The 24,970-nt window shown below is 53.4% G+C and carries 23 protein-coding genes; 16 read left to right on the top strand and 7 right to left on the bottom strand.

The genetic code is table 11. From position 1 onward, the window contains the following. Positions 1–3: 3 nt before the first annotated feature. Genes atpB through V5P19_RS14955 form a run of 8 tightly spaced genes read left to right on the top strand, consistent with a single transcriptional unit; the run spans position 4 to position 6,493 of the window. Entirely contained in the window at positions 4–819 is an 816-nt protein-coding gene (atpB, locus tag V5P19_RS14990) for a F0F1 ATP synthase subunit A (protein ID WP_100167517.1), read from the top strand. 49 nt (positions 820–868) lie between these two features. Beyond that, positions 869–1,108 carry a F0F1 ATP synthase subunit C gene (gene atpE / locus V5P19_RS14985; protein WP_000429386.1) on the top strand — a complete coding sequence of 80 codons (240 nt, stop codon included), beginning with the start codon at positions 869–871 and terminating at the stop codon, positions 1,106–1,108. Between the two features lie 48 nt (positions 1,109–1,156). Further along, positions 1,157–1,627 (top strand): F0F1 ATP synthase subunit B, encoded by a 471-nt coding sequence (gene atpF, locus V5P19_RS14980; protein WP_014072436.1) that lies wholly within the window; start codon positions 1,157–1,159, stop codon positions 1,625–1,627. A gap of 14 nt (positions 1,628–1,641) precedes the next feature. Beyond that, the gene (gene atpH / locus V5P19_RS14975; protein ID WP_047347410.1) at positions 1,642–2,175 is read left to right on the top strand and encodes a F0F1 ATP synthase subunit delta; all 534 of its coding nucleotides are present in this window, start codon (positions 1,642–1,644) and stop codon (positions 2,173–2,175) included. Between the two features lie 12 nt (positions 2,176–2,187). Next, entirely contained in the window at positions 2,188–3,729 is a 1,542-nt protein-coding gene (atpA, locus tag V5P19_RS14970) for a F0F1 ATP synthase subunit alpha (RefSeq protein ID WP_334404579.1), read from the top strand. A gap of 51 nt (positions 3,730–3,780) precedes the next feature. Further along, on the top strand, positions 3,781–4,644 hold the full coding sequence (gene atpG / locus V5P19_RS14965) for a F0F1 ATP synthase subunit gamma (RefSeq protein ID WP_334404577.1): 864 nt from the start codon (positions 3,781–3,783) through the stop codon (positions 4,642–4,644). 26 nt (positions 4,645–4,670) lie between these two features. Beyond that, complete coding sequence (gene atpD, locus V5P19_RS14960) at positions 4,671–6,053, top strand: F0F1 ATP synthase subunit beta (RefSeq protein ID WP_137849936.1); 1,383 nt, start codon at positions 4,671–4,673, stop codon at positions 6,051–6,053. Positions 6,054–6,073: 20 nt separating this feature from the next. Then, positions 6,074–6,493: a F0F1 ATP synthase subunit epsilon gene (locus V5P19_RS14955; protein WP_006177560.1), complete on the top strand. Its 420-nt coding sequence runs from the start codon at positions 6,074–6,076 to the stop codon at positions 6,491–6,493. 303 nt (positions 6,494–6,796) lie between these two features. Here V5P19_RS14955 and V5P19_RS14950 read toward each other — a convergent pair whose 3' ends face one another. Then, positions 6,797–8,893 carry a right-handed parallel beta-helix repeat-containing protein gene (locus V5P19_RS14950; protein ID WP_334404572.1) on the bottom strand — a complete coding sequence of 699 codons (2,097 nt, stop codon included), beginning with the start codon at positions 8,891–8,893 and terminating at the stop codon, positions 6,797–6,799. Between the two features lie 344 nt (positions 8,894–9,237). Here V5P19_RS14950 and glmU point away from each other — a divergent pair, with 344 nt between their 5' ends. From glmU to phoU, 7 genes are all read left to right on the top strand, one after another. Continuing rightward, on the top strand, positions 9,238–10,605 hold the full coding sequence (gene glmU, locus V5P19_RS14945; protein ID WP_334404569.1) for a bifunctional UDP-N-acetylglucosamine diphosphorylase/glucosamine-1-phosphate N-acetyltransferase GlmU: 1,368 nt from the start codon (positions 9,238–9,240) through the stop codon (positions 10,603–10,605). Between the two features lie 278 nt (positions 10,606–10,883). Next, entirely contained in the window at positions 10,884–12,713 is a 1,830-nt protein-coding gene (gene glmS, locus V5P19_RS14940; RefSeq protein ID WP_334404567.1) for a glutamine--fructose-6-phosphate transaminase (isomerizing), read from the top strand. 320 nt (positions 12,714–13,033) lie between these two features. After that, positions 13,034–14,074 carry a phosphate ABC transporter substrate-binding protein PstS gene (gene pstS / locus V5P19_RS14935; protein ID WP_334404565.1) on the top strand — a complete coding sequence of 347 codons (1,041 nt, stop codon included), beginning with the start codon at positions 13,034–13,036 and terminating at the stop codon, positions 14,072–14,074. A gap of 80 nt (positions 14,075–14,154) precedes the next feature. Further along, positions 14,155–15,114 carry a phosphate ABC transporter permease PstC gene (gene pstC, locus V5P19_RS14930; RefSeq protein ID WP_334404563.1) on the top strand — a complete coding sequence of 320 codons (960 nt, stop codon included), beginning with the start codon at positions 14,155–14,157 and terminating at the stop codon, positions 15,112–15,114. Next, the gene (gene pstA, locus V5P19_RS14925) at positions 15,114–16,004 is read left to right on the top strand and encodes a phosphate ABC transporter permease PstA (RefSeq protein WP_334404561.1); all 891 of its coding nucleotides are present in this window, start codon (positions 15,114–15,116) and stop codon (positions 16,002–16,004) included. The genes pstC and pstA overlap by 1 nt, the downstream gene beginning before the upstream one ends. Positions 16,005–16,051: 47 nt before the next feature. Further along, the gene (gene pstB, locus V5P19_RS14920; protein ID WP_334404558.1) at positions 16,052–16,825 is read left to right on the top strand and encodes a phosphate ABC transporter ATP-binding protein PstB; all 774 of its coding nucleotides are present in this window, start codon (positions 16,052–16,054) and stop codon (positions 16,823–16,825) included. A 13-nt stretch (positions 16,826–16,838) separates the two neighbouring features. Then, positions 16,839–17,564, top strand: coding sequence for a phosphate signaling complex protein PhoU (gene phoU, locus V5P19_RS14915; RefSeq protein ID WP_008500182.1), 726 nt, complete (start codon positions 16,839–16,841; stop codon positions 17,562–17,564). A gap of 42 nt (positions 17,565–17,606) precedes the next feature. Here the strand turns inward: phoU and yieH are convergent, their stop codons facing one another. Next, entirely contained in the window at positions 17,607–18,272 is a 666-nt protein-coding gene (gene yieH, locus V5P19_RS14910) for a 6-phosphogluconate phosphatase (protein WP_334404556.1), read from the bottom strand. A gap of 165 nt (positions 18,273–18,437) precedes the next feature. Between yieH and adeP the strand changes: the two genes are divergently transcribed. Next, entirely contained in the window at positions 18,438–19,775 is a 1,338-nt protein-coding gene (adeP, locus tag V5P19_RS14905) for an adenine permease AdeP (RefSeq protein ID WP_334404634.1), read from the top strand. 91 nt (positions 19,776–19,866) lie between these two features. Here adeP and V5P19_RS14900 read toward each other — a convergent pair whose 3' ends face one another. From V5P19_RS14900 to mnmE, 5 genes are all read right to left on the bottom strand, one after another. Then, positions 19,867–20,433, bottom strand: a complete 567-nt coding sequence (locus V5P19_RS14900; RefSeq protein WP_334404554.1) for an NADPH-dependent FMN reductase — start codon at positions 20,431–20,433, stop codon at positions 19,867–19,869. 36 nt (positions 20,434–20,469) lie between these two features. Beyond that, a complete protein-coding gene (locus tag V5P19_RS14895) occupies positions 20,470–21,216 on the bottom strand; it encodes a phosphopantetheinyl transferase (protein WP_334404552.1) in 747 nt (248 codons plus the stop codon). A 122-nt stretch (positions 21,217–21,338) separates the two neighbouring features. After that, positions 21,339–22,310 (bottom strand): HTH-type transcriptional regulator YidZ, encoded by a 972-nt coding sequence (gene yidZ, locus V5P19_RS14890; protein ID WP_334404550.1) that lies wholly within the window; start codon positions 22,308–22,310, stop codon positions 21,339–21,341. Next, positions 22,279–23,454: an MFS transporter gene (locus V5P19_RS14885; RefSeq protein ID WP_334404548.1), complete on the bottom strand. Its 1,176-nt coding sequence runs from the start codon at positions 23,452–23,454 to the stop codon at positions 22,279–22,281. Before V5P19_RS14885 ends, yidZ begins: the two co-directional genes overlap by 32 nt. Positions 23,455–23,565: 111 nt before the next feature. Continuing rightward, positions 23,566–24,930: a tRNA uridine-5-carboxymethylaminomethyl(34) synthesis GTPase MnmE gene (gene mnmE, locus V5P19_RS14880; protein ID WP_334404546.1), complete on the bottom strand. Its 1,365-nt coding sequence runs from the start codon at positions 24,928–24,930 to the stop codon at positions 23,566–23,568. Positions 24,931–24,970 lie beyond the last annotated feature (40 nt).

Raw genomic sequence — 24,970 nt, 5'->3', positions numbered from 1 at the left:
ATCATGGCTTCAGAAAATATGACGCCGCAGGATTACATAGGTCACCATCTGAACAACCTTCAGTTGGACCTGCGTACATTCTCGCTGGTGGATCCGCATAACCCCCCGGCCACCTTCTGGACGATCAACATCGACTCCATGTTCTTCTCGGTGGTTTTGGGTCTTCTGTTCCTGGCCATGTTCCGCGGTGTTGCTAAAAGAGCGACCAGCGGTGTTCCAGGGAAATTCCAGACGTTCGTTGAGATGATCATCGGCTTCGTGCATGGCAGCGTTAAAGACATGTACCATGGCAAGAGCAAACTGATTGCTCCGCTGGCCCTGACCGTGTTCGTTTGGGTCTTCCTGATGAACCTGATGGACCTGCTGCCTATCGACCTTCTGCCGTTTATCGGCGAGCACATCTTCGGTCTGCCTGCACTGCGTGTTGTTCCGTCTGCGGACGTCAACATCACTCTGTCGATGGCGCTGGGCGTATTTATCCTGATTCTTTTCTACAGCATCAAAATGAAAGGCGTAAGCGGCTTTGTGAAAGAGCTTACCTTGCAGCCGTTCAACCACTGGGCGTTTATTCCGGTCAACCTGATCCTGGAAGGCGTTAGCCTGCTGTCCAAACCTGTTTCACTGGGTCTGCGACTGTTCGGCAACATGTATGCGGGTGAGCTGATTTTCATTCTGATCGCGGGTCTTCTGCCGTGGTGGTCACAGTGGATTCTTAATGTGCCATGGGCCATTTTCCACATCCTGATCATTACGCTGCAAGCCTTTATCTTCATGGTTCTGACGATCGTCTATCTGTCGATGGCGTCTGAAGAGCACTGATTTTTTACCAACACTACTACGTTTTAATTGAAACAAACTGGAGACTGTCATGGAAAACCTGAATATGGATCTGCTGTACATGGCTGCCGCTGTGATGATGGGTCTGGCGGCTATCGGTGCTGCGATCGGTATCGGCATCCTCGGGGGCAAATTCCTGGAAGGCGCAGCGCGTCAACCGGATCTGATTCCTCTGCTGCGTACTCAGTTCTTTATCGTTATGGGTCTGGTGGATGCAATCCCAATGATCGCTGTAGGTCTGGGTCTGTACGTGATGTTTGCTGTCGCGTAGTAGTAGTTTTAAAACCCCAAGCCACAGAAATTAAAGAGGTATTGTGCTGTGAACATGAACGCAACAATCCTCGGCCAGGCCATCGCGTTTATTCTCTTTGTCTGGTTCTGCATGAAGTATGTATGGCCGCCATTAATGGCAGCCATCGAAAAACGTCAGAAAGAAATTGCTGACGGTCTGGCTTCTGCAGAACGCGCTAAGAAAGATTTGGACCTTGCACAGGCCAACGCGACAGACCAGCTGAAAAAAGCGAAAGCGGAAGCTCAGGTAATCATTGAACAGGCTAACAAACGCCGTTCTCAGATCCTGGACGAAGCCAAAGCTGAAGCAGAACAGGAACGTACTAAGATCGTGACACAAGCTCAGGCTGAAATTGATGCAGAGCGTAAACGTGCCCGTGAAGAACTGCGTAAGCAGGTTGCGATTCTGGCTGTTGCTGGCGCCGAGAAGATCATCGAACGTTCCGTGGATGAAGCTGCTAACAGCGACATCGTGGACAAACTTGTCGCTGAACTGTAAGGAGGGAGGGGCTGATGTCTGAATTTGTTACGGTAGCTCGCCCCTACGCCAAAGCAGCTTTTGACTTTGCTGTCGAACACCAAAATGTCGATCGCTGGCAGGATATGCTGGCGTTTGCCGCTGAGGTGACGAAAAACGAACAAATGGCCGAGTTGCTGTCTGGTGCTTTAGCACCTGATACCCTCGCCGCGTCGTTTATCGCCGTGTGCGGAGAGCAACTGGATGCCAACGGCCAAAACCTGATTAAGGTTATGGCTGAGAATGGTCGTCTGCGTGTGCTCCCAGATGTTCTTGAGCAGTTTGAGCACTTACGTGCGCTGAGTGAAGCTACTGCAGAAGTTGAAGTAACGTCTGCAACTGAACTGAGTAATGAACAGCTTGCGAAAATCACCGCCGCGATGGAAAAACGTCTGTCACGCAAAGTTAAGCTGAATTGCAAAATCGATAAGTCTGTAATGGCAGGCGTAATCATCCGTTCGGGTGATATGGTCATTGATGGCAGCGTACGCGGCCGTCTTGAACGCCTTGCAGACGTCTTGCAGTCTTAAGGGGACTGGAGCATGCAACTGAATTCCACCGAAATCAGCGAACTGATCAAGCAGCGCATTGCTCAGTTCAATGTTGTGAGTGAAGCTCACAACGAAGGTACTATTGTTTCTGTAAGTGACGGTGTTATCCGCATCCACGGCCTGGCCGATTGTATGCAGGGTGAGATGATTTCCCTTCCGGGTAACCGTTACGCTATCGCACTGAACCTGGAGCGCGACTCCGTAGGTGCAGTTGTGATGGGTCCATATGCTGACCTCGCCGAAGGTATGAAGGTTAAGTGTACTGGCCGTATTCTGGAAGTGCCGGTTGGCCGTGGCCTGCTGGGTCGCGTTGTTAACACTCTGGGTGCACCAATCGACGGTAAAGGTCCGGTTGAGCACGATGGCTTCTCCCCAATTGAAGTTATCGCACCAGGCGTTATCGAACGTCAGTCCGTAGATCAGCCTGTTCAGACGGGTTATAAGTCCGTTGATGCCATGATCCCAATCGGTCGTGGTCAGCGTGAACTGATCATCGGTGACCGTCAGACGGGTAAAACCGCGATGGCTATCGACGCCATCATCAACCAGCGTGACTCCGGTATCAAATGTGTGTACGTGGCTATCGGCCAGAAAGCGTCCACCATTTCTAACGTTGTTCGTAAACTGGAAGAGCATGGCGCGCTGTCTAACACCATCGTTGTGGTTGCGACTGCGTCTGAATCTGCTGCACTGCAATACCTGGCTCCATACGCCGGTTGCGCAATGGGCGAATACTTCCGTGACCGCGGTGAAGATGCGCTGATCGTATACGATGACCTGTCTAAACAGGCTGTTGCTTATCGTCAGGTTTCCCTGCTGCTCCGTCGTCCACCAGGACGTGAAGCATTCCCAGGCGACGTATTCTACCTCCACTCTCGTCTGCTGGAGCGTGCATCCCGCGTTAACGCGGAATACGTCGAGAACTTCACCAAGGGTGAAGTGAAGGGCAAAACCGGTTCTCTGACTGCTCTGCCAATCATCGAAACCCAAGCGGGTGACGTTTCTGCGTTCGTTCCGACCAACGTAATTTCTATTACCGATGGTCAGATCTTCCTGGAAACCAACCTGTTTAACTCCGGTATTCGTCCGGCAGTTAACCCAGGTATCTCCGTATCCCGTGTGGGTGGTGCTGCTCAGACCAAGATCATCAAGAAACTGTCCGGTGGTATCCGTACCGCGCTGGCACAGTATCGTGAACTGGCTGCGTTCTCTCAGTTCGCATCCGATCTGGACGAAGCAACCCGTAAACAGCTGAGCCACGGTCAGAAAGTGACCGAGCTGCTGAAGCAGAAACAGTACGCTCCAATGTCTGTTGCTCAGCAAGGCCTGGTGCTGTTCGCGGCTGAACGCGGTTACCTCGAAGATGTGGAACTGGCGAAAATCGGTAGCTTCGAAGCCGCTCTGCTGGCTTACGTTGACCGTGATCACGCTCCGCTGATGCAAGAGATCAACCAGACCGGTGGCTATAACGACGAAATCGAAGGCAAGCTGAAAGCTATCCTCGATTCCTTCAAAGCAACCCAGTCCTGGTAATCGTCCGACGGCTTGTCTCAGGACAAGCCGTCTGGCATTGAGGAGAAGCTCATGGCCGGCGCAAAAGAGATACGTAGTAAGATCGCAAGCGTCCAGAACACGCAGAAGATCACTAAAGCGATGGAGATGGTCGCCGCTTCCAAAATGCGTAAATCGCAGGATCGCATGGCGTCTAGCCGTCCTTATGCAGAAACCATGCGCAAAGTGATTGGTCACCTTGCAAACGGTAATCTGGAATATAAGCACCCTTACCTGGAAGAACGCGACGTTAAGCGCGTGGGCTACTTGGTGGTGTCGACCGACCGTGGTCTGTGTGGCGGCTTGAACATTAACCTGTTCAAAAAACTGCTGGCGGATATGAAAGCATGGTCCGATAAAGGCGTTCAGTGCGATATCGCAATGATCGGCTCTAAGGGCGTCTCTTTCTTTAATTCCGTTGGTGGCAACATTGTCGCTCAGGTGACCGGTATGGGTGATAACCCATCCCTGTCCGAACTGATCGGTCCGGTGAAAGTGATGTTGCAGGCCTATGATGAAGGCCGTCTGGACAGACTGTACGTTGTCAGCAACAAATTTATTAACACCATGTCTCAGGTTCCAACGCTCACTCAAATGCTGCCTTTACCGGCATCAGAAGATGAAGAGCTGAAGCACAAAGCCTGGGATTACCTGTATGAACCTGATCCGAAACCGCTGCTGGATACCCTGCTGCGTCGTTACGTTGAATCACAGGTTTATCAGGGCGTGGTAGAAAACCTGGCCAGCGAGCAGGCCGCACGTATGGTGGCGATGAAAGCCGCGACCGACAATGGCGGCAGCCTGATTAAAGAGCTGCAGTTGGTATACAACAAAGCTCGTCAGGCCAGCATTACTCAGGAACTCACCGAAATCGTCGGTGGTGCATCCGCGGTATAACCAGGTTAATTCGTAGAGGATTCAAGATGGCTACTGGAAAAATTGTCCAGGTAATCGGCGCCGTGGTTGACGTCGAGTTCCCTCAGGATGCCGTACCGCGCGTGTACGATGCTCTTGAGGTACAGAATGGTAATGAGAGCCTGGTGCTGGAAGTTCAGCAGCAGCTCGGGGGTGGTATCGTTCGTACCATCGCCATGGGTTCTTCCGACGGTCTGCGTCGTGGTCTGGAAGTGAAAGACCTTGAGCACCCGATCGAAGTCCCGGTAGGTAAAGCAACACTGGGTCGTATCATGAACGTATTGGGTCAACCAATCGACATGAAAGGCGACATCGGTGAAGAAGACCGTTGGGCTATCCACCGCGCGGCACCTTCCTACGAAGAGCTCTCTAGCTCTCAGGAATTGCTGGAAACCGGTATCAAAGTTATCGACCTGATGTGTCCGTTTGCGAAGGGCGGTAAAGTTGGTCTGTTCGGTGGTGCGGGTGTGGGTAAAACCGTAAACATGATGGAGCTGATCCGTAACATCGCGATCGAGCACTCCGGTTACTCTGTGTTTGCAGGTGTTGGTGAGCGTACTCGTGAGGGTAACGACTTCTACCATGAAATGACCGACTCCAACGTTCTGGACAAAGTATCCCTGGTTTACGGTCAGATGAACGAGCCACCAGGAAACCGTCTGCGCGTTGCGCTGACCGGCCTGACGATGGCTGAGAAGTTCCGTGACGAAGGCCGTGACGTTCTGTTGTTCGTTGATAACATCTACCGTTACACCTTGGCCGGTACTGAAGTATCTGCACTGCTGGGTCGTATGCCTTCTGCGGTAGGCTATCAGCCTACGCTGGCGGAAGAGATGGGTGTTCTTCAGGAACGTATCACCTCTACCAAAACCGGTTCTATCACCTCCGTTCAGGCGGTATACGTACCTGCGGATGACTTGACTGACCCATCTCCAGCAACCACCTTTGCTCACTTAGATGCAACCGTGGTACTGAGCCGTCAGATCGCGTCTCTGGGTATTTACCCAGCCGTTGACCCGCTGGATTCCACCAGCCGTCAGCTGGATCCACTGGTTGTTGGTCAGGAACACTACGACACCGCGCGTGGCGTACAGTCCCTGCTGCAGCGTTACCAGGAACTGAAAGACATCATCGCCATCCTGGGTATGGATGAGCTGTCTGAAGAAGACAAACTGGTGGTAGCACGTGCGCGTAAGATCCAGCGCTTCCTGTCCCAGCCGTTCTTCGTTGCGGAAGTATTCACCGGTTCTCCGGGTAAATACGTTTCCCTGAAAGACACCATCCGTGGCTTTAAAGGCATCATGGAAGGCGAATACGATCACCTGCCAGAGCAGGCGTTCTACATGGTCGGTTCTATCGACGAAGCCGTGGAAAAAGCCAAAAAACTTTAACGCCTTAATCGGAGGGTGATATGGCAATGACTTACCACCTGGACGTCGTCAGCGCAGAGCAACAAATGTTCTCTGGTCTGGTCGAGAAAATCCAGGTAACGGGTAGTGAAGGTGAACTGGGTATCTTCCCAGGACACGCACCGCTGCTCACCGCCATTAAGCCTGGTATGATCCGCATCGTTAAACAGTTCGGTCACGAAGAGTTTATCTATCTGTCCGGCGGCATTCTTGAAGTGCAGCCTGGCAGTGTGACCGTTCTGGCCGATACCGCTATCCGTGGCCAGGATCTCGACGAAGCGCGAGCCCTGGAATCGAAGCGTAAGGCTGAAGAGCACATTAGCAGCTCTCATGGTGACGTGGATTACGCTCAGGCGTCTGCGGAGCTGGCCAAAGCGATCGCAAAACTGCGCGTTATCGAGTTGACCAAAAAAGCGATGTAACACCGGCTTGAAAAGCACAAAAGCCAGTCTGGTTTCCAGACTGGCTTTTTTTATGATCATCTTTAGCGAAAAACAAACTGAAAAGCTGTTTTATTATTTTGTGATTTACATCACAAAAACGTTGATCGATTAAAAAATGAGGCGTAGACTTCTTTTTTGTGAAGTGTGTCACAAAAATTAACCTCAATAAATCAGGATGCCATCATGAAACTGATCAACAAAATCATCGCTCTCTTCAGCAACATGAACGTCTCTTTCGGTACGTTCAACCACTAATTCGCTGAATGCCGAGTGGCGCCGCGCTTACCGTTGTGTCATAAGCGAAGCGCCATCTGGCTGTGCCTCTCCGCCTTTATTCACATTCTCCCCGCTCGCGATAAAGTCGTTCGATCCATCAATATTTCCCACCACTGCATCGTCATACTTCCCTGGCTGCGTACGCACTGATTTATTACCGGTAAAGATTCCCTGCGTAGAGGGATCTCCGTAGGGGCTTGGTCGGAAAAGGAAGTTGAAGCGCACGTTATCTACCGCAACGTTATTTGCCACCACCAGCGCTCCCGGGTTGAAGTTGTCGGTAAACCCATCCAGATGATTGCCAATAGCCTTATTGTTGCGAACTTCATGCGCGACGGGCTGCCCTTCACCGCCAAGCTTAAAGCCGTTGCTGGTGTTGTTGCGGGCAATTGAATTCTCGATCGCCACAATGCCATTGGCTCCGTCCTCAATCTTATTGAACAGGTCAAACCCATCGTCAATGTTGTCATGGGAATAGCAGTTCTCCAGACGGTTCCCCTCCCCCACGCGCATTTTCACGGCAAAACCATCCGCGTTGATTTTCCCCGGATCCTCATTAGCATACGATTCAGAATCGATCACCCGGTTATGGCTCGCCCACAGCGTGCGTCCAATGTTCTCCGGGGATGAAATTTGAATGCCGGTATCATCGTTACGGTAAGCCACGACGTGTTCGATAAGGTTATGATTGCCCTGCACGCGCAGGCTCTTGTCGGTAATCTCGATGCCTTTGATGTGCCAGTAGCTGGCGTCCACCAGCAAACCGTGGATCACGGCTTTGCCTTCAGCCTGTAAAGAGGTCATTTTTTCTGCACTACCGCTTGCGGTTGAAGGGATTTCGCTTCGGGGATAATCACCTGCGCTAAGGATAATCTTTCCGCCCGGTGCAACAAGGCTGATGGCGGTAGTTAAATCCATAGGGGATGCCAGCGTTCCCTTTCCATTCGCTTTGCCATCGGGAGAGACGTGGAGCGTCGATGTCTCAATTCCCATGAGCTTTTCAACGAGGAACGCGTGTTGAATGGGGTCGCCGCAGGTGGGGGTAAATGACAGGCTAAAGGCGTTATTGTCCATCAATGTCGCCGGAACGGCGTAAATTTCGCCGGCTTTGACCTTTTTATCACTTCCGATCACCACTTCGTTTTGCCTGACGTTGAAAACACCGTCGTAATTGGCCCGCGCCTGAACCCGGTAGCGTGCTGACGCGCTTTTTTCCGCCGACAGACGCTGCACGACAACGGGCATCGGTTTTGCCTGCCAGGGTGTCGACTTGACTGTATTTGCAACCGATGTGGTGAGCGAAGCGTCAGTCACGGTTATTTTTGCATTGCGTGAAGCGAAAAATCCCACGTAATAGCTGTCAGAGTTTTGAACGGTGATAAGGTCGGCACGTGGAACGCTTTTACTTACCCACTTATCACTGCCAATGGGGGCCCATGCGGTGATAAACCCATCGTTAATGCGCTCCAGCTTTAAGCGAAATGCTGGTGTTTGCTTGAGATCGATCTCTTCCTGATAGCTCTGTTTTTTGATTGCCGCCCCGGCGTCTCCCCACGGATGAAAAATTCCCTCGCGGGTAATCGCCTGCAGCTTTACCCGGTGATGATCTTTTTTATCCTGCGTTATGATGGCATTCATCACCAGATTTGATGCTGCAGGGAATTCTTCATACCCCTCTTTAAGCGGTTGCTGGCGCGGTACGCCGATAACATCGCGCACCAGAAGCCCTGCCCCTTCCTGGGCTGCGGGTTTAGCGCCGTTTTCAGGGCCAAACTGCTCAACCCTAACGGTGGCCACTAAGACGAAGTTTTCTTTTGCCGGTAGCTCGGTATAGAAGAACGTTAAGCCATCGTGCGAGTTAGCAATCTTACCGCCGCGGCTCTCCAGGGTTATTGGCTTTGAGAGGTCAGACGTATCCTGCGGGGCGAGTTTTTTCCCGTCGATGGTGACGTCGTTAACCCCTATTTTTTCTGGCAGCACGTTTGAGGAAAAATTCAGATCCGTAGATTGCCCGAAAGCAATTGCTTTCCAGACGGGCTGCTCAGCAGCCGCGGCGGCAAAGGTACTACACATCATTAGGGTCAGAGGTATTTTATAATTCATCTTATTCTCCTGATTGATAATTGAGCGCCATTATCATCAAGATGAAACGGTGTTTCTTTTTCTGATGTCACACTATTGAATAATTAAAACACCGTTTTGTTTTAAAGCGATCTTTATTCATGACCCAAAAGAATTGCTAAACCATTGTGTGGGTTGGCGACTTACCGAGAGAATGCTGTTTTACACAGAAAAAGTGATTTACTCTGCCCCTAAAACTGGCTTCAAATAGCCATTTACGGCAGATGTTGAACGTTTTCACGCCATTCCATTTTTTGGCGCAAAATATGTAGAATTTTCAACGTCAAAGGGTTTAACTTCTCACTCAAATTACAGTCAGGACGCGTATGTTGAACAATACGATGAGCGTGGTCATCCTTGCCGCTGGCAAAGGCACCCGCATGTATTCCGATCTTCCGAAGGTGCTTCACACGCTGGCAGGAAAGCCAATGGTGCAGCATGTCATTGATGCCGCGAATGAACTTGGTGCTCGCAAAGTGCATCTGGTCTACGGCCACGGCGGCGATTTGCTGAAAAAAACGCTGGGCGATGACACGCTCAACTGGGTGCTTCAGGCAGAACAGCTGGGTACCGGTCACGCAATGCAGCAGGCAGCACCGTTCTTTGCGGATGATGAAGATATCCTGATGCTCTATGGTGATGTTCCGCTTATCTCCGTAGAAACACTGACTCGCCTGCGTGAAGCTAAACCGCAGGGGGGGATCGGTTTGTTAACCGTCGTATTAGACGATCCTAGCGGATATGGCCGCATTACCCGTGAAAACGGCAACGTAACGGGTATCGTTGAGCACAAAGATGCCAGCGAAGAACAGCGCAAGATTCAGGAAATTAACACCGGAATTTTGATTGCCAATGGCGCAGATCTGAAGCGTTGGCTGTTAAAGCTGAACAATAACAATGCGCAAGGTGAATACTACATCACCGATATCATTGCGATGGCCTATCAGGAAGGACGTGAAATTGCTGCGGTTCATCCGGCACGCATTAGCGAAACGGAAGGGGTCAATAACCGTCTTCAGCTTTCTCGTCTTGAACGCGTTTACCAGTCTGAGCAGGCAGAAAAACTGCTGCTGGCAGGCGTGATGCTGCGCGATCCGGCGCGTTTTGATCTGCGTGGACATCTGTCGCACGGGCGTGACGTTGAAATTGATACTAACGTTATCATTGAAGGCAACGTGACCCTTGGCAGCCGCGTCAAAATTGGCACGGGCTGCGTGATTAAAAACAGCGTCATCGGTGATGACTGTGAAATTAGCCCTTACAGCGTGGTGGAAGACGCCCGTCTGGACGCGGCCTGTACCATTGGCCCGTTCGCGCGTCTGCGTCCTGGCGCTGAGTTGCTGGCAGGCGCTCACGTGGGTAACTTCGTTGAAATGAAAAAAGCGCGTCTGGGTAAAGGCTCTAAAGCGGGTCATCTGACCTATCTGGGCGACGCGGAAATTGGCGATAACGTCAACATTGGTGCCGGGACGATTACCTGTAATTATGACGGCGCCAATAAGTTTAAAACCATCATTGGCGATGACGTGTTTGTCGGCTCGGACACCCAGCTGGTGGCCCCTGTGACTGTGGGCAACGGTGTGACTATTGCCGCCGGAACGACCGTCACGCGTGATGTGGCTGAGAACGAGCTGGTGTTAAGCCGCGTGCCGCAGATTAACAAGCAGGGCTGGAAACGCCCGGTTAAGAAGTAACAGATTTTCGGGATGAGGGGATAACATAATCCCCCTCCCATAAGCAGTACCCATAAAAATAACCCCACTCTCTACAAGGCTCGGGGCGCCCGGAAAGGGCATTACCCAAAGGATTTCGCGTTGGGGCAAGGCGGCAAGCGTATGCGTCCATGGGAGCTTACTTAAGTAAGTGACCGTAGCGAGTACGAGAAGCCAACGCAGCCGCAGCGTGAAAGACGTAGGGTAAATACAGGTCAGCGACAACGCAGGCATCATGCCTAAATTCGGAATCTAAAACTATGTGTGGAATTGTTGGCGCAGTGGCGCAGCGTGATATTGCTGAAATCCTTCTCGAAGGCTTACGTCGTCTGGAATACCGTGGCTATGACTCAGCCGGTCTGGCTGTTGTCGATGCAGATGGTCATATGACCCGTCTTCGCCGTCTGGGTAAAGTGCAAATGCTGGCTCAGGCAGCGGAAGAACATCCGCTGCATGGTGGCACCGGTATTGCTCACACCCGTTGGGCGACGCACGGCGAGCCATCAGAAGGCAACGCGCACCCGCATGTGTCTGAACACATCGTGGTGGTGCATAACGGCATTATTGAAAACCACGAACCGCTGCGCGAAGAATTGAAAGCGCGTGGCTATACCTTCGTCTCCGAAACCGATACCGAAGTCATCGCTCATCTGGTTCACTGGGAACTGGAGAAGGGCGGTACGCTGCGTGAAGCGGTTCTGCGCGCTATCCCTCAGCTGCGCGGTGCTTACGGTACGGTGATCATGGACTCCCGCGACCCCTCCACGCTGCTGGCTGCGCGTTCCGGTAGCCCGATGGTCATTGGTATGGGGATGGGCGAAAACTTTATTGCTTCCGATCAGCTGGCTTTGCTGCCGGTTACCCGTCGCTTCATCTTCCTGGAAGAGGGCGATATCGCGGAAGTAACTCGCCGTAGCGTGACCGTATTCGATACCAAAGGCGAGCAGGTGAAGCGCACTGAGATCGAATCTAACCTGCAGTACGACGCGGGCGACAAAGGCGCTTACCGTCACTACATGCAGAAAGAGATTTACGAGCAGCCGAACGCCATCAAGAACACGCTGACCGGGCGCATCAGCCACGGTGAGGTTGATCTGAGCGAGCTGGGTGCGAACGCGAATGAACTGCTCGGCAAGGTTGAGCATATTCAGATTGTGGCCTGTGGCACCTCTTACAACTCCGGTATGGTGTCTCGCTACTGGTTTGAATCCCTGGCCGGCGTGCCGTGTGACGTTGAGATTGCCTCGGAATTCCGCTACCGCAAATCTGCGGTGCGTCGTAACAGCCTGATGATCACCCTTTCCCAGTCGGGTGAAACGGCGGATACTCTGGCCGCCCTACGTCTGTCTAAAGAGCTTGGCTATTTAGGTTCGCTGGCCATCTGTAACGTTCCGGGCTCTTCGCTGGTGCGTGAATCCGATCTGGCGCTGATGACCAATGCGGGCACAGAAATCGGCGTAGCGTCGACCAAGGCGTTTAGCACGCAACTGACCGTTCTGCTGATGCTGGTGGCGAAGCTGGCGCGTCTGAAAGGCGCTGATGCGGCTGTTGAGCATGACATCGTGCATGGCCTGCAGGCGCTGCCGAGCCGTATTGAGCAAATGCTGTCTCAGGACAAACGCATTGAAGCGCTGGCGGAAGCCTTCTCTGACAAACATCACGCCCTGTTCCTGGGTCGTGGCGATCAGTATCCTATTGCGCTGGAAGGCGCACTGAAGCTGAAAGAGATCTCCTACATCCACGCTGAAGCCTACGCCGCAGGTGAGCTGAAACACGGCCCGCTGGCGCTGATTGATGCAGATATGCCGGTTATCGTTGTGGCACCTAACAACGAACTGCTGGAAAAACTGAAATCTAACATCGAAGAAGTTCGCGCCCGTGGCGGTGTACTGTTTGTATTCGCCGATAAAGATGCCGATTTTGTCAGCAACGACAACATGCACATCATTGAGATGCCACATGTGGAAGAGGTTATTGCACCGATCTTCTACACTGTTCCGCTGCAGCTGCTGGCCTATCACGTTGCGCTGATCAAAGGCACCGACGTTGACCAGCCGCGTAACCTGGCGAAATCTGTTACCGTAGAATAATCACTTCTGGCTCCACCTTCTGGTGGAGCCTTTTATCCTGCCTGGCTTGTTTTTAATCAACTCTTTTGCGTTTTTATTTATGACAATCTGTCATCTTCAGCTACTTTTTCAGTGTCACATAAAGAAAATATCACTGAAAACATATCGTCATGTTAATGCTTAACCTACTGATAATTAACAACAGTTTTGCTTTTTTTTAAGTGAAACTTTCGTTGTCATAAAACTGTCATAATTCGTACATTTATCTGTCACCTGTTTGTCCTATTTTGCTCATCGTAGCCACTTAAACAATGATTTACGAAATCCTTGCAGGAGACATTATGAAAGTTATGCGTACCACTGTCGCAACTGTTGTCGCCGCGACCTTATCTCTGAGCGCTTTCGCTGCTGGAGCAGCAGCAAGCCTGACAGGCGCTGGTGCAACCTTCCCTGCGCCGGTGTATGCCAAATGGGCTGATACCTACCAGAAAGAAACCGGTAATAAGGTTAACTATCAGGGTATCGGCTCCTCCGGTGGCGTAAAACAAATCACCGCAAACACCGTTGATTTCGGCGCATCAGATGCTCCACTGTCTGATGACAAACTGGCGCAGGAAGGCTTGTTCCAGTTCCCGACCGTGATCGGCGGCGTTGTGCTGGCTGTTAACATCCCAGGCCTGAAATCAGGCGAGCTGGTGCTGGACGGCAAAACGCTGGGTGATATCTACCTGGGCAAAATCAAAAAATGGGATGACGAAGCCATTACTAAGCTGAACCCGGGCGTAAAGCTGCCTTCGCAGAATATCGCTGTGGTTCGCCGTGCTGACGGTTCCGGTACCTCCTTCGTGTTCACTAGCTACCTGGCAAAAGTGAACGAAGAGTGGAAATCGAAAGTCGGCTCCGGCTCAACCGTTAACTGGCCAACCGGTCTGGGCGGTAAAGGTAACGACGGTATCGCCGCGTTCGTACAGCGTCTGCCGGGCTCTATCGGTTACGTTGAGTACGCTTACGCCAAGCAGAACAACCTGGCGTACACCAAGCTGGTCTCTGCTGACGGTAAACCTGTTAGCCCAACCGAAGAGAACTTCGCTAATGCCGCTAAAGGCGCTGACTGGAGCAAATCCTTCGCGCAGGACCTGACTAACCAGAAAGGTGAAGAAGCATGGCCTATCACCTCTACGACCTTCATTCTTGTCCATAAAGAGCAGAAGAAGCCGGAGCAGGGGGCTGAAGTGCTGAAGTTCTTTGACTGGGCATATAAAAATGGCGGCAAACAGGCTAATGACCTGGACTATGCCAGCCTGCCGGACAGCGTGGTTGAGCAGATTCGTGCTGCATGGAAGACCAACGTGAAAGACAGCAGCGGTAAAGCATTGTATTAATTTAGTATTCGACGAAAATGGCGGGTGGCGCTTGCGCTTACCCGCCGATTTCGTAAACGCGTTTAACAGAAGAGTGATTTATGGCTGCAACCAAGCCTGCATTTAACCCTCCGGGTAAAAAAGGTGACATGATTTTCAGCGCGCTGGTGAAACTGGCTGCGCTGATTGTGCTATTGCTGCTGGGCGGCATTATTGTGTCTCTGATTTTCTCCTCCTGGCCGAGCATCCAGAAATTTGGATTCTCCTTCCTGTGGACCAAAGAGTGGGATGCGCCGAATGATATCTATGGGGCACTGGTACCCATTTATGGCACGCTGGTGACCTCATTCATTGCTCTGCTGATTGCGGTTCCGGTGAGCTTTGGTATTGCCCTGTTCCTGACAGAACTGGCACCCGGCTGGCTGAGGCGTCCACTGGGTATTGCCATCGAACTGCTGGCGGCTATTCCGAGTATCGTCTACGGCATGTGGGGTCTGTTTATCTTTGCCCCGCTGTTCGCAACCTACTTCCAGGAGCCGGTCGGCAATGTCCTTTCTGCCATTCCGTTTGTTGGCGCTCTGTTTGCTGGTCCGGCATTCGGGATTGGTATTCTGGCTGCAGGCGTGATCCTCGCCATTATGATTATCCCGTACATTGCGGCGGTGATGCGCGATGTCTTCGAACAAACCCCGGTGATGATGAAAGAGTCGGCCTACGGCATCGGCTGCACTACATGGGAAGTTATCTGGCGCATTGTCCTTCCGTTCACCAAAAATGGTGTCATCGGGGGCGTGATGCTGGGCTTGGGTCGTGCACTGGGTGAAACCATGGCGGTGACCTTTATCATCGGTAACACCTATCAGCTCGACAGCGTATCGTTGTTCATGCCGGGTAACAGCATCACCTCTGCCCTCGCGAACGAATTCGCCGAAGCGGAATCCGGGCTGCACGTTGCGGCGCTGATGGAGCTGGGTCTCATCCTGTTTGTTATCACCTTCATCGTGCTGGCGATTTCCAAGGTGATGATTATGCGTCTGGCCAAAAATGAGGGGGCGCGCTAATGGCAACTCTCGAAATGCAAAGCAGTGCGGATCTGGCAGAATCTCGCCGCAAAATGCAGGCAAAGCGCCGCATTAAAAACCGTATTGCGCTGACGCTCTCAATGGCGACCATGGCGTTCGGTTTGTTCTGGCTGGTCTGGATCCTGATGTCCACAATAACCCGTGGCATTGACGGTATGTCGCTGGCGTTGTTCACCGAAATGACCCCACCACCCAATACCGCCGGTGGTGGTCTGGCAAATGCCCTGGCGGGCAGCGGCCTGTTGATTCTGTGGGCAACGATTTTCGGTACGCCGCTTGGCATCATGGCGGGGATTTACCTCGCTGAATATGGCCGTAAATCCTGGCTGGCTGAAGTCATTCGCTTTATTAACGACATCCTGCTCTCTGCGCCATCTATCGTCGTCGGCCTGTTCGTTTACACCGTGGTGGTCGCGCAGATGCAGCACTTCTCCGGCTGGGCGGGGGTGATTGCGCTGGCGCTGCTGCAGGTGCCTATCGTCATTCGTACAACCGAGAACATGCTGAAACTGGTGCCAGACAGCCTGCGTGAAGCCGCTTACGCATTGGGTACGCCGAAGTGGAAAATGATCTCCGCGATTACGCTGAAGGCGTCTATCTCCGGGATCATGACCGGTATCCTGCTGGCGGTCGCCCGTATCGCGGGTGAAACGGCCCCGCTGCTGTTTACGTCGCTCTCCAACCAGTTCTGGAGCACGGACATGATGCAGCCGATCGCCAACCTGCCGGTGACGATCTTTAAATTTGCGATGAGTCCATTCGCGGAATGGCAGCAGCTGGCCTGGGCCGGGGTGCTGATCATCACCCTTTGCGTACTGTTGCTGAATATTCTGGCGCGCGTCATTTTCGCGAAGAAGAAACACGGTTAATTTTTTACGGCGCGGCACATCGCGGCGCCGAATGAGGAAATGAGTCAATGAGTATGGTTGATACTGCCCCGGGTAAGATTCAGGTTCGTGATTTGAACTTCTACTACGGCAAATTCCATGCCCTGAAGAATATCAACCTGGATATCGCGAAGAACCAGGTCACGGCATTCATCGGTCCGTCTGGCTGTGGTAAATCCACCCTTCTGCGTACCTTTAACAAAATGTATTCGCTCTATCCGGAGCAGCGCGCCGAAGGTGAAATCATTCTGGATGGCGAAAACATTCTGACCCAGGCCCAGGACATCGCGCTGCTTCGCGCGAAAGTGGGTATGGTATTCCAGAAACCGACCCCGTTCCCGATGTCGATTTATGACAACATCGCGTTTGGCGTGCGTCTGTTTGAAAAACTCTCCCGTACGGATATGGACGAGCGCGTGCAGTGGGCGTTGACCAAGGCCGCATTATGGAACGAAACCAAAGATAAATTGCACCAGAGTGGTTACTCTCTCTCCGGTGGCCAGCAGCAGCGTCTGTGCATTGCGCGTGGCATTGCCATTCGTCCAGACGTGTTGCTGCTGGATGAGCCGTGTTCGGCGCTGGATCCGATCTCAACCGGTCGTATTGAAGAGCTGATCACCGAGCTGAAGCAGGATTACACCGTGGTCATCGTGACCCACAACATGCAGCAGGCTGCACGTTGTTCCGATCACACGGCGTTTATGTATCTGGGCGAGTTGATTGAGTTCAGCGATACGGACGCGCTGTTCACCAGGCCCGCGAAGAAACAAACCGAAGATTATATTACTGGCCGCTACGGTTGATTTGGAGTGAACCATGGACAACCTCAATCTTAATAAACATATTTCCGGTCAGTTCAACGCAGAGCTGGAAAGCATCCGTACCCAGGTGATGACCATGGGCGGTATGGTCGAGCAGCAGCTTTCTGATGCGATTACGGCGATGCACAACCAGGACAGCGAACTGGCGAAGCGCGTCATTGAAGGCGACAAAAACGTCAACATGATGGAAGTCGCTATCGACGAGGCCTGCGTGCGTATTATCGCGAAGCGTCAGCCAACGGCGAGCGACCTGCGTCTGGTAATGGCGATCATCAAAACCATCGCCGAGCTTGAACGTATCGGTGACGTTGCGGATAAAATCTGTCGCACGGCGCTGGAGAAATTCTCCCAGCAACACCAGCCGCTGCTGGTGAGCCTTGAGTCGCTGGGACGCCACACTGTGCAGATGCTGCACGACGTACTGGACGCCTTTGCGCGCATGGATCTGGACGAAGCGGTCCGTATCTACCGTGAAGACAAAAAGGTCGACCAGGAATACGAAGGCATTGTGCGTCAGCTGATGACCTACATGATGGAAGACTCGCGTACGATCCCAAGCGTACTGACTGCCTTGTTCTGCGCACGCTCTATCGAGCGTATCGGTGACCGCTGTCAGAACATTTGCGAATACATCTTCTATTTCGTGAAAGGACAGGATTTCCGTCACGTTGGCGGCGATGAGCTGGACAAGCTGCTGGCGGGTAAAGATCCGAAAGAGTGATGTATGTGGCGGGTGGCGCTAACGCTTACCCGCCCTAAAAATCTACCGCGTAATATCCCAACCGCGCGCCTTCCACAATTCTGGCAACTGCGCCAGATCGGTAAAGGTCGTCACTTTTGGGTGATCGATCGGCTTGTTGTGCGGATCGGCGCAGAAGTAAAACACCTCCATTCCCGCATCAATCCCCGACTGCGCCCCTGCAGAAGAGTCATCGACCAGAATGCAGTTTTTCACGTTAACGTTCATTGCGTTTGCGGCATGGAACATTAACGCCGGATCGGGCTTCCAGCGCTGGATATCGTAGCCGCTGAACAGTTTTTCCGGGAAGTGGTGCAACATCTCAAGCTTACCCAGCGAGTGCTGCATTTTACTGACCGGACCGTTAGAAACTACGCAGATCGGCACCGTCATCGCATCCAGAAGCGCATTCGCTCCGGCAATGACTTCAAGCTCTGAGTCGAAGAGGCGTGCGACCTCGGCGCGGTACACGGGCTCCAGATCGGCTTTTGCCAGATCCACACCGTGTTCTTCGTTAATGATGTCGATGATCTCGTAGAGCTTCACGCCCTTAAAGCGTTTGAACACCTCTTCAAGATCGAGCGTAATACCAAATTCCTGGAACATGGCAACATACGCACGGGAACAAATGACCTCACTGTCGACCAGCGTACCGTCGCAGTCGAAAAATACCGCTTCAATTCCGGACATGCCTTTCCCTTTTAACAAGTTTAACGTTTACGTAGGGCTGTTTAACGAGACGCAATCGTTGCCGTATAAGCAAAATCAATGAAAAAAGTATCTCGTAACCGCCACTATTGTCGCATTTTGGTATAGGATAGCGACGAATTTTCCCTCCTTGTTCGGAAATTGATGATGAGTCAACAACACACTACCCAGACATCTGGTCAGGGTTTGCTTGAGCGCGTGTTCAAACTGCGCGAGCACGGCACAACGGCACGCACCGAAGTGATCGCCGGTTTCACCACCTTCCTGACGATGGTTTATATCGTTTTTGTTAACCCTCAAATTCTGGGCGTTGCTGGCATGGACACCAGTGCCGTCTTTGTGACCACCTGCCTGATCGCTGCGCTTGGCAGCATTTTGATGGGCGTGTTCGCTAACCTGCCGGTCGCACTGGCGCCAGCAATGGGCCTGAATGCGTTCTTCGCGTTCGTGGTTGTTCAGGCGATGGGGCTGCCGTGGCAAGTCGGTATGGGTGCTATCTTCTGGGGTGCGGTCGGCCTGCTGCTGTTGACCATTTTCCGCGTGCGCTACTGGATGATTGCTAACATTCCGGTCAGCCTGCGTGTGGGTATCACCAGCGGTATCGGGCTGTTCATCGGGATGATGGGCCTGAAAAACGCGGGTGTTATCGTGGCTAACCCGGATACGTTGGTGAGCATCGGCCATCTGACCTCTCATAACGTGCTGCTGGGCGTGCTGGGCTTCTTTATCATCGCGATTCTGGCTTCCCGCAATATTCATGCGGCCGTTCTGGTCTCCATCGTAGTGACCACGCTGCTGGGCTGGATGCTGGGCGACGTTCACTATAACGGCATCGTCTCTGCGCCACCGAGCGTCACTACCGTCATTGGCCACGTTGATCTGGCCGGTTCCCTGAACCTGGGGCTGGCAGGCGTGATTTTCTCCTTCATGCTGGTGAACCTGTTCGACTCCTCCGGTACGCTGATCGGTGTGACCGACAAAGCGGGTCTGGCGGATGAGAAAGGCAAATTCCCGCGCATGAAGCAGGCGTTATTTGTAGATAGCGTCTCCTCCGTAGCGGGGTCATTCATCGGTACGTCGTCTGTTACCGCTTACATTGAATCTTCTTCCGGCGTCTCCGTGGGCGGGCGTACCGGTCTGACGGCGGTGGTTGTCGGTATCCTTTTCCTGCTGGTGATCTTCCTCTCTCCGCTGGCGGGGATGGTTCCACCGTATGCGGCTGCAGGTGCGTTGATTTACGTGGGCGTGCTGATGACGTCCAGCCTGTCTCGCGTGAAGTGGGATGATTTGACCGAAGCGGTTCCGGCGTTTGTTACCGCTGTGATGATGCCGTTCAGCTTCTCGATTACCGAAGGTATCGCGCTGGGCTTTATCTCTTACTGTGTGATGAAAATCGGTACCGGTCGTTTCCGCGACCTCAGCCCATGCGTGATCGTTGTGGCGCTGCTGTTTGTGCTGAAAATCGTTTTTATTGACGCCAAATAAACAGCAAGCCCTTTTCGAAGAAAAGGGCTTTAGTGTTTGTTCCCTCTCCCAGTGGGAGAGGGCCAGGGTGAGGCAACAGACCGCAATGACCTTACACTTTTACCCGCTTAATATAATCACCAAATGCCGTCAGCTGGCCAGAGAGATGGTCACGCGTGCTCTGATCCACCACTTCACCCGTTTGCGGGTCGACCTTGTTCTGAATCACACCGCCCATAAATTCCGGCTTGTTCATCACCATCGCATCCAGGAATACCAGGATCTGACGCAGGTGATACTGGCAGCGTGCGCCACCGATGGCACCCATAGAGCTGGTCTGAATCAGCACCGGTTTTCCGGACAGCGGCTGTTCCGGCAGGCGTGACAACCAATCAATGGCGTTCTTCAGCCCGCCAGGAACCGAATAGTTATATTCTGGCGTGACGATAACAACACCGTCGGCCTGACGGATCTGTTCAGCCAGGGCTTCTACGCTCTGTGGGAATCCCTCTTCCTGCTGCACATCCGCATCATAAAGTGGGATGTCGCCAATGGATGGCAGAGCGCTTATTTCCATTCCTGCGGGTGCCAGCTGCGGCAGCGTGCGGGCAACCATTCCGTTAAATGAACCTTTGCGAAGGCTCCCCAGTAACGTAACAACTTTCAACGTATCAGACATGATTACTCCTGTTTCATCATGATGACCCTGAATGGATCAGCTAAGGGTGAATGCTTTTTCTGCCGGTAAACTGGTTAATCTCATCAGGCGCGCGGCGGGTTCATTGGCGCGATCGGGTACATCCGGAAGACTATGCCATCCCCGGGTACTGTCAAAATCCCAGATTCTCAGCCGCTCGATAGCAGGGGTCACGGCAATGGACCAAATCAGCACGTCCTCTGCATCGCTGAGCGCTTCCACCCGCGTTGCTTTCACGGCGCGCAGGCGTCCGGAGCCTGGCAGCAGCTGCAGCAGACTGGCGTCGTCTGACGCACAGCCGCAGAGCTTACGAATGCTCTGGCGCAACGTGATGAGCTGGGCTCTGGCTTCAAGGGGATCGTTTTGATTGCGCACCCACAGCTTTTCATTGCTGGAGAGCGGGTAATCGTCGTGCGGGTTAGCGCCGTGGAAGCCGCGAGTCGCACGCTGGAGCTCCATATCCAGTCCGCAATCGCCTTCGGTAGTGAGCGCTACACCAATAATATTGCCCGTATAGGCAATGGAAAAACGAGGAAGCGCTGGGTCTGCAAAGACCGGGCGGCCTTCGGGTTGGGTAATGATGTCCGGGAGTTCACTGGTACCGTACAGCATAAACAGTAACTCAGCGAGGAGTGCTCTCGAGGCTAAAAACCGCGTCCTGCGGTGTTCCGGGAGTTTGAGTGCCTCACTGTGACACGCTGAAGAAATCCTGGCCGATACGAGATGCCCTTCGGTAAGTATCCCTCTTGCAAAGTGCGTAGCCATTTTTCGCTCCTTGATAATGGTCGTAATCGGTTAAACGGTTACACCATTATCGCTTAACTTAGCCTCTGTTTTAATCAGTAAATGGGCGTATGAGAAGCCTGAGGACCGAACTTTACATTTTCTTAGGCAAATATAGGACCTGAAGCAGCATACAGCGACTTAATGGTTTCGCGTAGCCAGAGGATTTTGGGGTTGTGGCTGTTCCGTTTATGCCAAATCAGCGTGAAGGGCACGGTCAGCTGTTCCGCTTGCGCTTCATCAATGGGAATCGGGAGGGTGACCAGCTTGCGCTGGTGGAGTTGATTATAGTGGCGGCAGTAGTGTGGTGCGGTGGCGATGTAATTATGGCCAGGCTGCGCCGCCATAAACATCGATTGCTCAAAGCCGGGCAGGCTCATCGCGATATTGCGCTCGCGACCTATCTCCCGGAGCACTTCATCAAGCGCCCAGGTGTCGCTGCGTTCCCAGAAGATGCTGATATGCGGGTAACGCAGAAAGGTCTCCAGGTTCCACTCTTCCTGAAGCGCCGGGTGATCTTCGCGAAGATAGACGCACGGACGGTCACTAAACAGGATTTCGTAGTCGATGAACCACGGCATCAATTTCAGCAGTTCACGTGAGCGCGGATGCGTTTCGCGCCCGGTAAAGCCGAGGTCAACCTCCCCGCGCGTAATGGCGTCCACCGAGTCGTAATCCCAGTGTCGCATCTTCACCGTGGCCTGCGGATAGCGCTGGTTGACTTGTTCCAGCAGGGCATTAAAGCGGATCAGCATCAGCGGCGTTTCTGCCGCCAATTCGAACGTCAGCCCGCCGGGTGAGTCATGATGAAATTTATCGAGGATCTGATTGCCGATCTGCATCCAGTCGGCCAAATCCTGCTCCAGGCTCACCGTTAACGGCGTTGGCAATAGCCCTAGCGGCGTTTTCACGAACAGCGGATCGTCGAACCAGTCGCGCAGCTTTGCCAGCGATTTACTCACCGCGGATGGGGTGACGTTCATCCGTTTCGCGGCTTTGGTGACGCTGCGCTCCTGCAGCAAAAGCTGCAGGCACAGCAACAGGTTAAGATCGAGACTGCTGAGGGGCTTCTTCATAGCGTGCCGCGGGCTGGATAAGCAAAAGTAGGATGATACACAGTATGCTACAACCAATCAGAACCCCGATCAGCATATTCAGCGCGTTAAGGCCCAGAACGGCTGCAAGCCATATCCACAGCGACGAACCGCAGACCTGGGCGATACCCAGCACCGAGCTTGCGACCCCGGCGCGCAGCGAGAACGGGCCGAGCGCCTGGCTCATCGCCACCCCAAAGCCTACCGAGAATCCGGCGCAGATGAGGGTAATTCCTGCCAGCATAACCGCATGAGTGCTGGCGGTCGCCAGAAGCACGCCCGCCGCCAGAAACAGCACCTGCGAAGTCAGCATCAGCGTGCGCTGACGGAAGATGTTCAGCGCAAACGGTGTTGAGAACGACACGGCCATACTCACCATCGCGGTTAATGCCATTACCGTTGAATACTCGCCGCGATCGAAGCCCATGGTTTCCATGAGTAAGACAGGGGAAACGTTTACATAGGTGAGGATCACCGCCACGCTCAGCGTCGTGATGGCCAGGCGGCTGAGGAAAAAGCGGTTAATGAGCTTCTCGGTTGGATGAAGGGTTGCGGTATGTCCCGTATTTTGCGCGCCAGGATGGGTTTCTTTGAGTACCGTAATCGCCATGACAAACACCAGCGCACCCATGGCCGCCATCGTCCAGAAAAGACTCTGCCAGGGGAATTTCAACATGATCAGGTAGCCTACAACAGGTGCCAGCACCGGGATAATGCAGGTGATGCCGTTGAGCATGGAAAGCACTTTGGCACGACGCTGGGCGCTTAAGGTGTCGCGTAAAATCGCGAAAGCCACGACGTAACAACCGCCTGCGCCAATGCCCTGGATAAATCGCCCTGACAGGAACACGGTGCTGTCTTGCGCCAGTGAGCAGAGTACTGATGCCAGCGCGAAGATGATGGCGCCCGTGATGGCGACTGGCTGGCGGCCCGCTTTGTCCGCGATTTTACCGGCAAAGACCATTGAGGATGCCATGCCCGCGAGGTAGGCCGAAAACGCGATGTGCAGCTGCGCTTCGCTGGCGCCCAGATCGCGGGCGATGTGCGGTAATCCCACCAAATACATATCAATGCCAGACGGATAAAGCAGAACCAGCGCAAAACTACAAAAGAGAAAACGAGCCATAAACCCCCCATGGATGCAGGCATGCAGAATAGGGGGAGAAAGGGGATTAAGCGAGTTGCCATTTGGACAAAGGTGATTTCCTGAGGGGAAATCACCTTTTATATGCGGGGTTTATTTGCCGATACAGAAGCTTGAGAATATCCGACCAAGCAGATCGTCCGACGTAAACTCCCCGGTGATCTCGCTCAGATTCTGCTGCGCCAGGCGCAACTCTTCCGCCAGCAGCTCGCCCGCCCATGCGCCAATAAGCTGCGCCTTACCCTGAACAAGGTGATTCGCGGCCTCTTCCAGCGCCTGCAGGTGACGACGACGCGCCAGGAAGCCGCCTTCCATGCTGGTGTCAAAACCCATGCTCTGCTTGAGATGGTTACGCAGGTCATCCACGCCTTCTCCGGTGCGAGCCGAGAGGCGAATGAGTGAGTGACCATTTACATCGCTGATGCCAAGCGTTTCACCCGTGACGTCCGCTTTGTTGCGCACCACGGTGATCGGCAGTTTGGCAGGCAGACGGGCGATAAAGTCCGGCCAGATATCCGCCGGGTCAACGGCATCGGTGGTTGTGCCATCCACCATAAACAGCACGCGGTCAGCCTGCTCGATTTCCTGCCAGGCACGTTCGATACCAATGCGCTCGACTTCGTCGCTGGCATCGCGCAGACCGGCGGTGTCGATAATGTGCAGCGGCATTCCGTCGATGTGGATATGCTCGCGCAGGACGTCGCGGGTGGTACCGGCAATATCGGTGACGATGGCGGCTTCACGGCCCGCCAGGGCGTTCAGCAGGCTCGATTTCCCGGCGTTAGGGCGGCCGGCAATCACTACTTTCATCCCTTCCCGCAGCAGGCTTCCCTGGCGCGCTTCGGCGCGGACGGCATCGAGATCGGCCATCACGTCGTTGAGCTGGGCTTCGATTTTGCCGTCAGAGAGGAAGTCGATTTCCTCGTCCGGGAAGTCGATAGCCGCTTCGACGTAGATCCTAAGGTGAGTGAGTGCTTCCACAAGGTGATTCACGCGAGCAGAAAACGCCCCCTGAAGGGAGTTCAGCGCAGAGCGGGCCGCTTGCTCAGAACTGGCGTCGATCAGGTCAGCAATCGCCTCGGCTTGTGCAAGGTCGAGCTTGTCGTTCAGGAAGGCACGCTCGGAGAACTCGCCCGGCTTCGCAATGCGCAGGCCAGGGACAGCAAGAATACGTTTTAACAGCAGGTCGAGGATAACCGGGCCACCGTGGCCCTGAAGTTCGAGCACGTCTTCGCCGGTAAAGGAGTTCGGGCCGGGAAACCACAGCGCAATACCCTGGTCCAGCGGGGTGCCATCGGTGTCTTTAAACGGCAGATAATCAGCGTAGCGCGGCTTTGGCAGTTTACCCAGCACTGCTTCGGCTACCTCACGTGCCTTTAGGCCGGAGATACGCAGAATGCCTACACCACCGCGTCCCGGTGGGGTTGCCTGGGCGACGATAGTGTCGTTATGGCTCATGGTTGCTCTCGTTCAATACAAATAAAAAAGGCGGTCAATT

Source organism: Enterobacter sp. UNJFSC 003 (genome assembly GCF_036903355.1).
In the GTDB taxonomy this organism is placed as follows: Bacteria; Pseudomonadota; Gammaproteobacteria; order Enterobacterales; family Enterobacteriaceae; genus Enterobacter.
The sequence above is the reverse complement of the archived record's forward strand: the minus strand, read 5'-3'. Positions and strand labels throughout refer to the sequence as shown.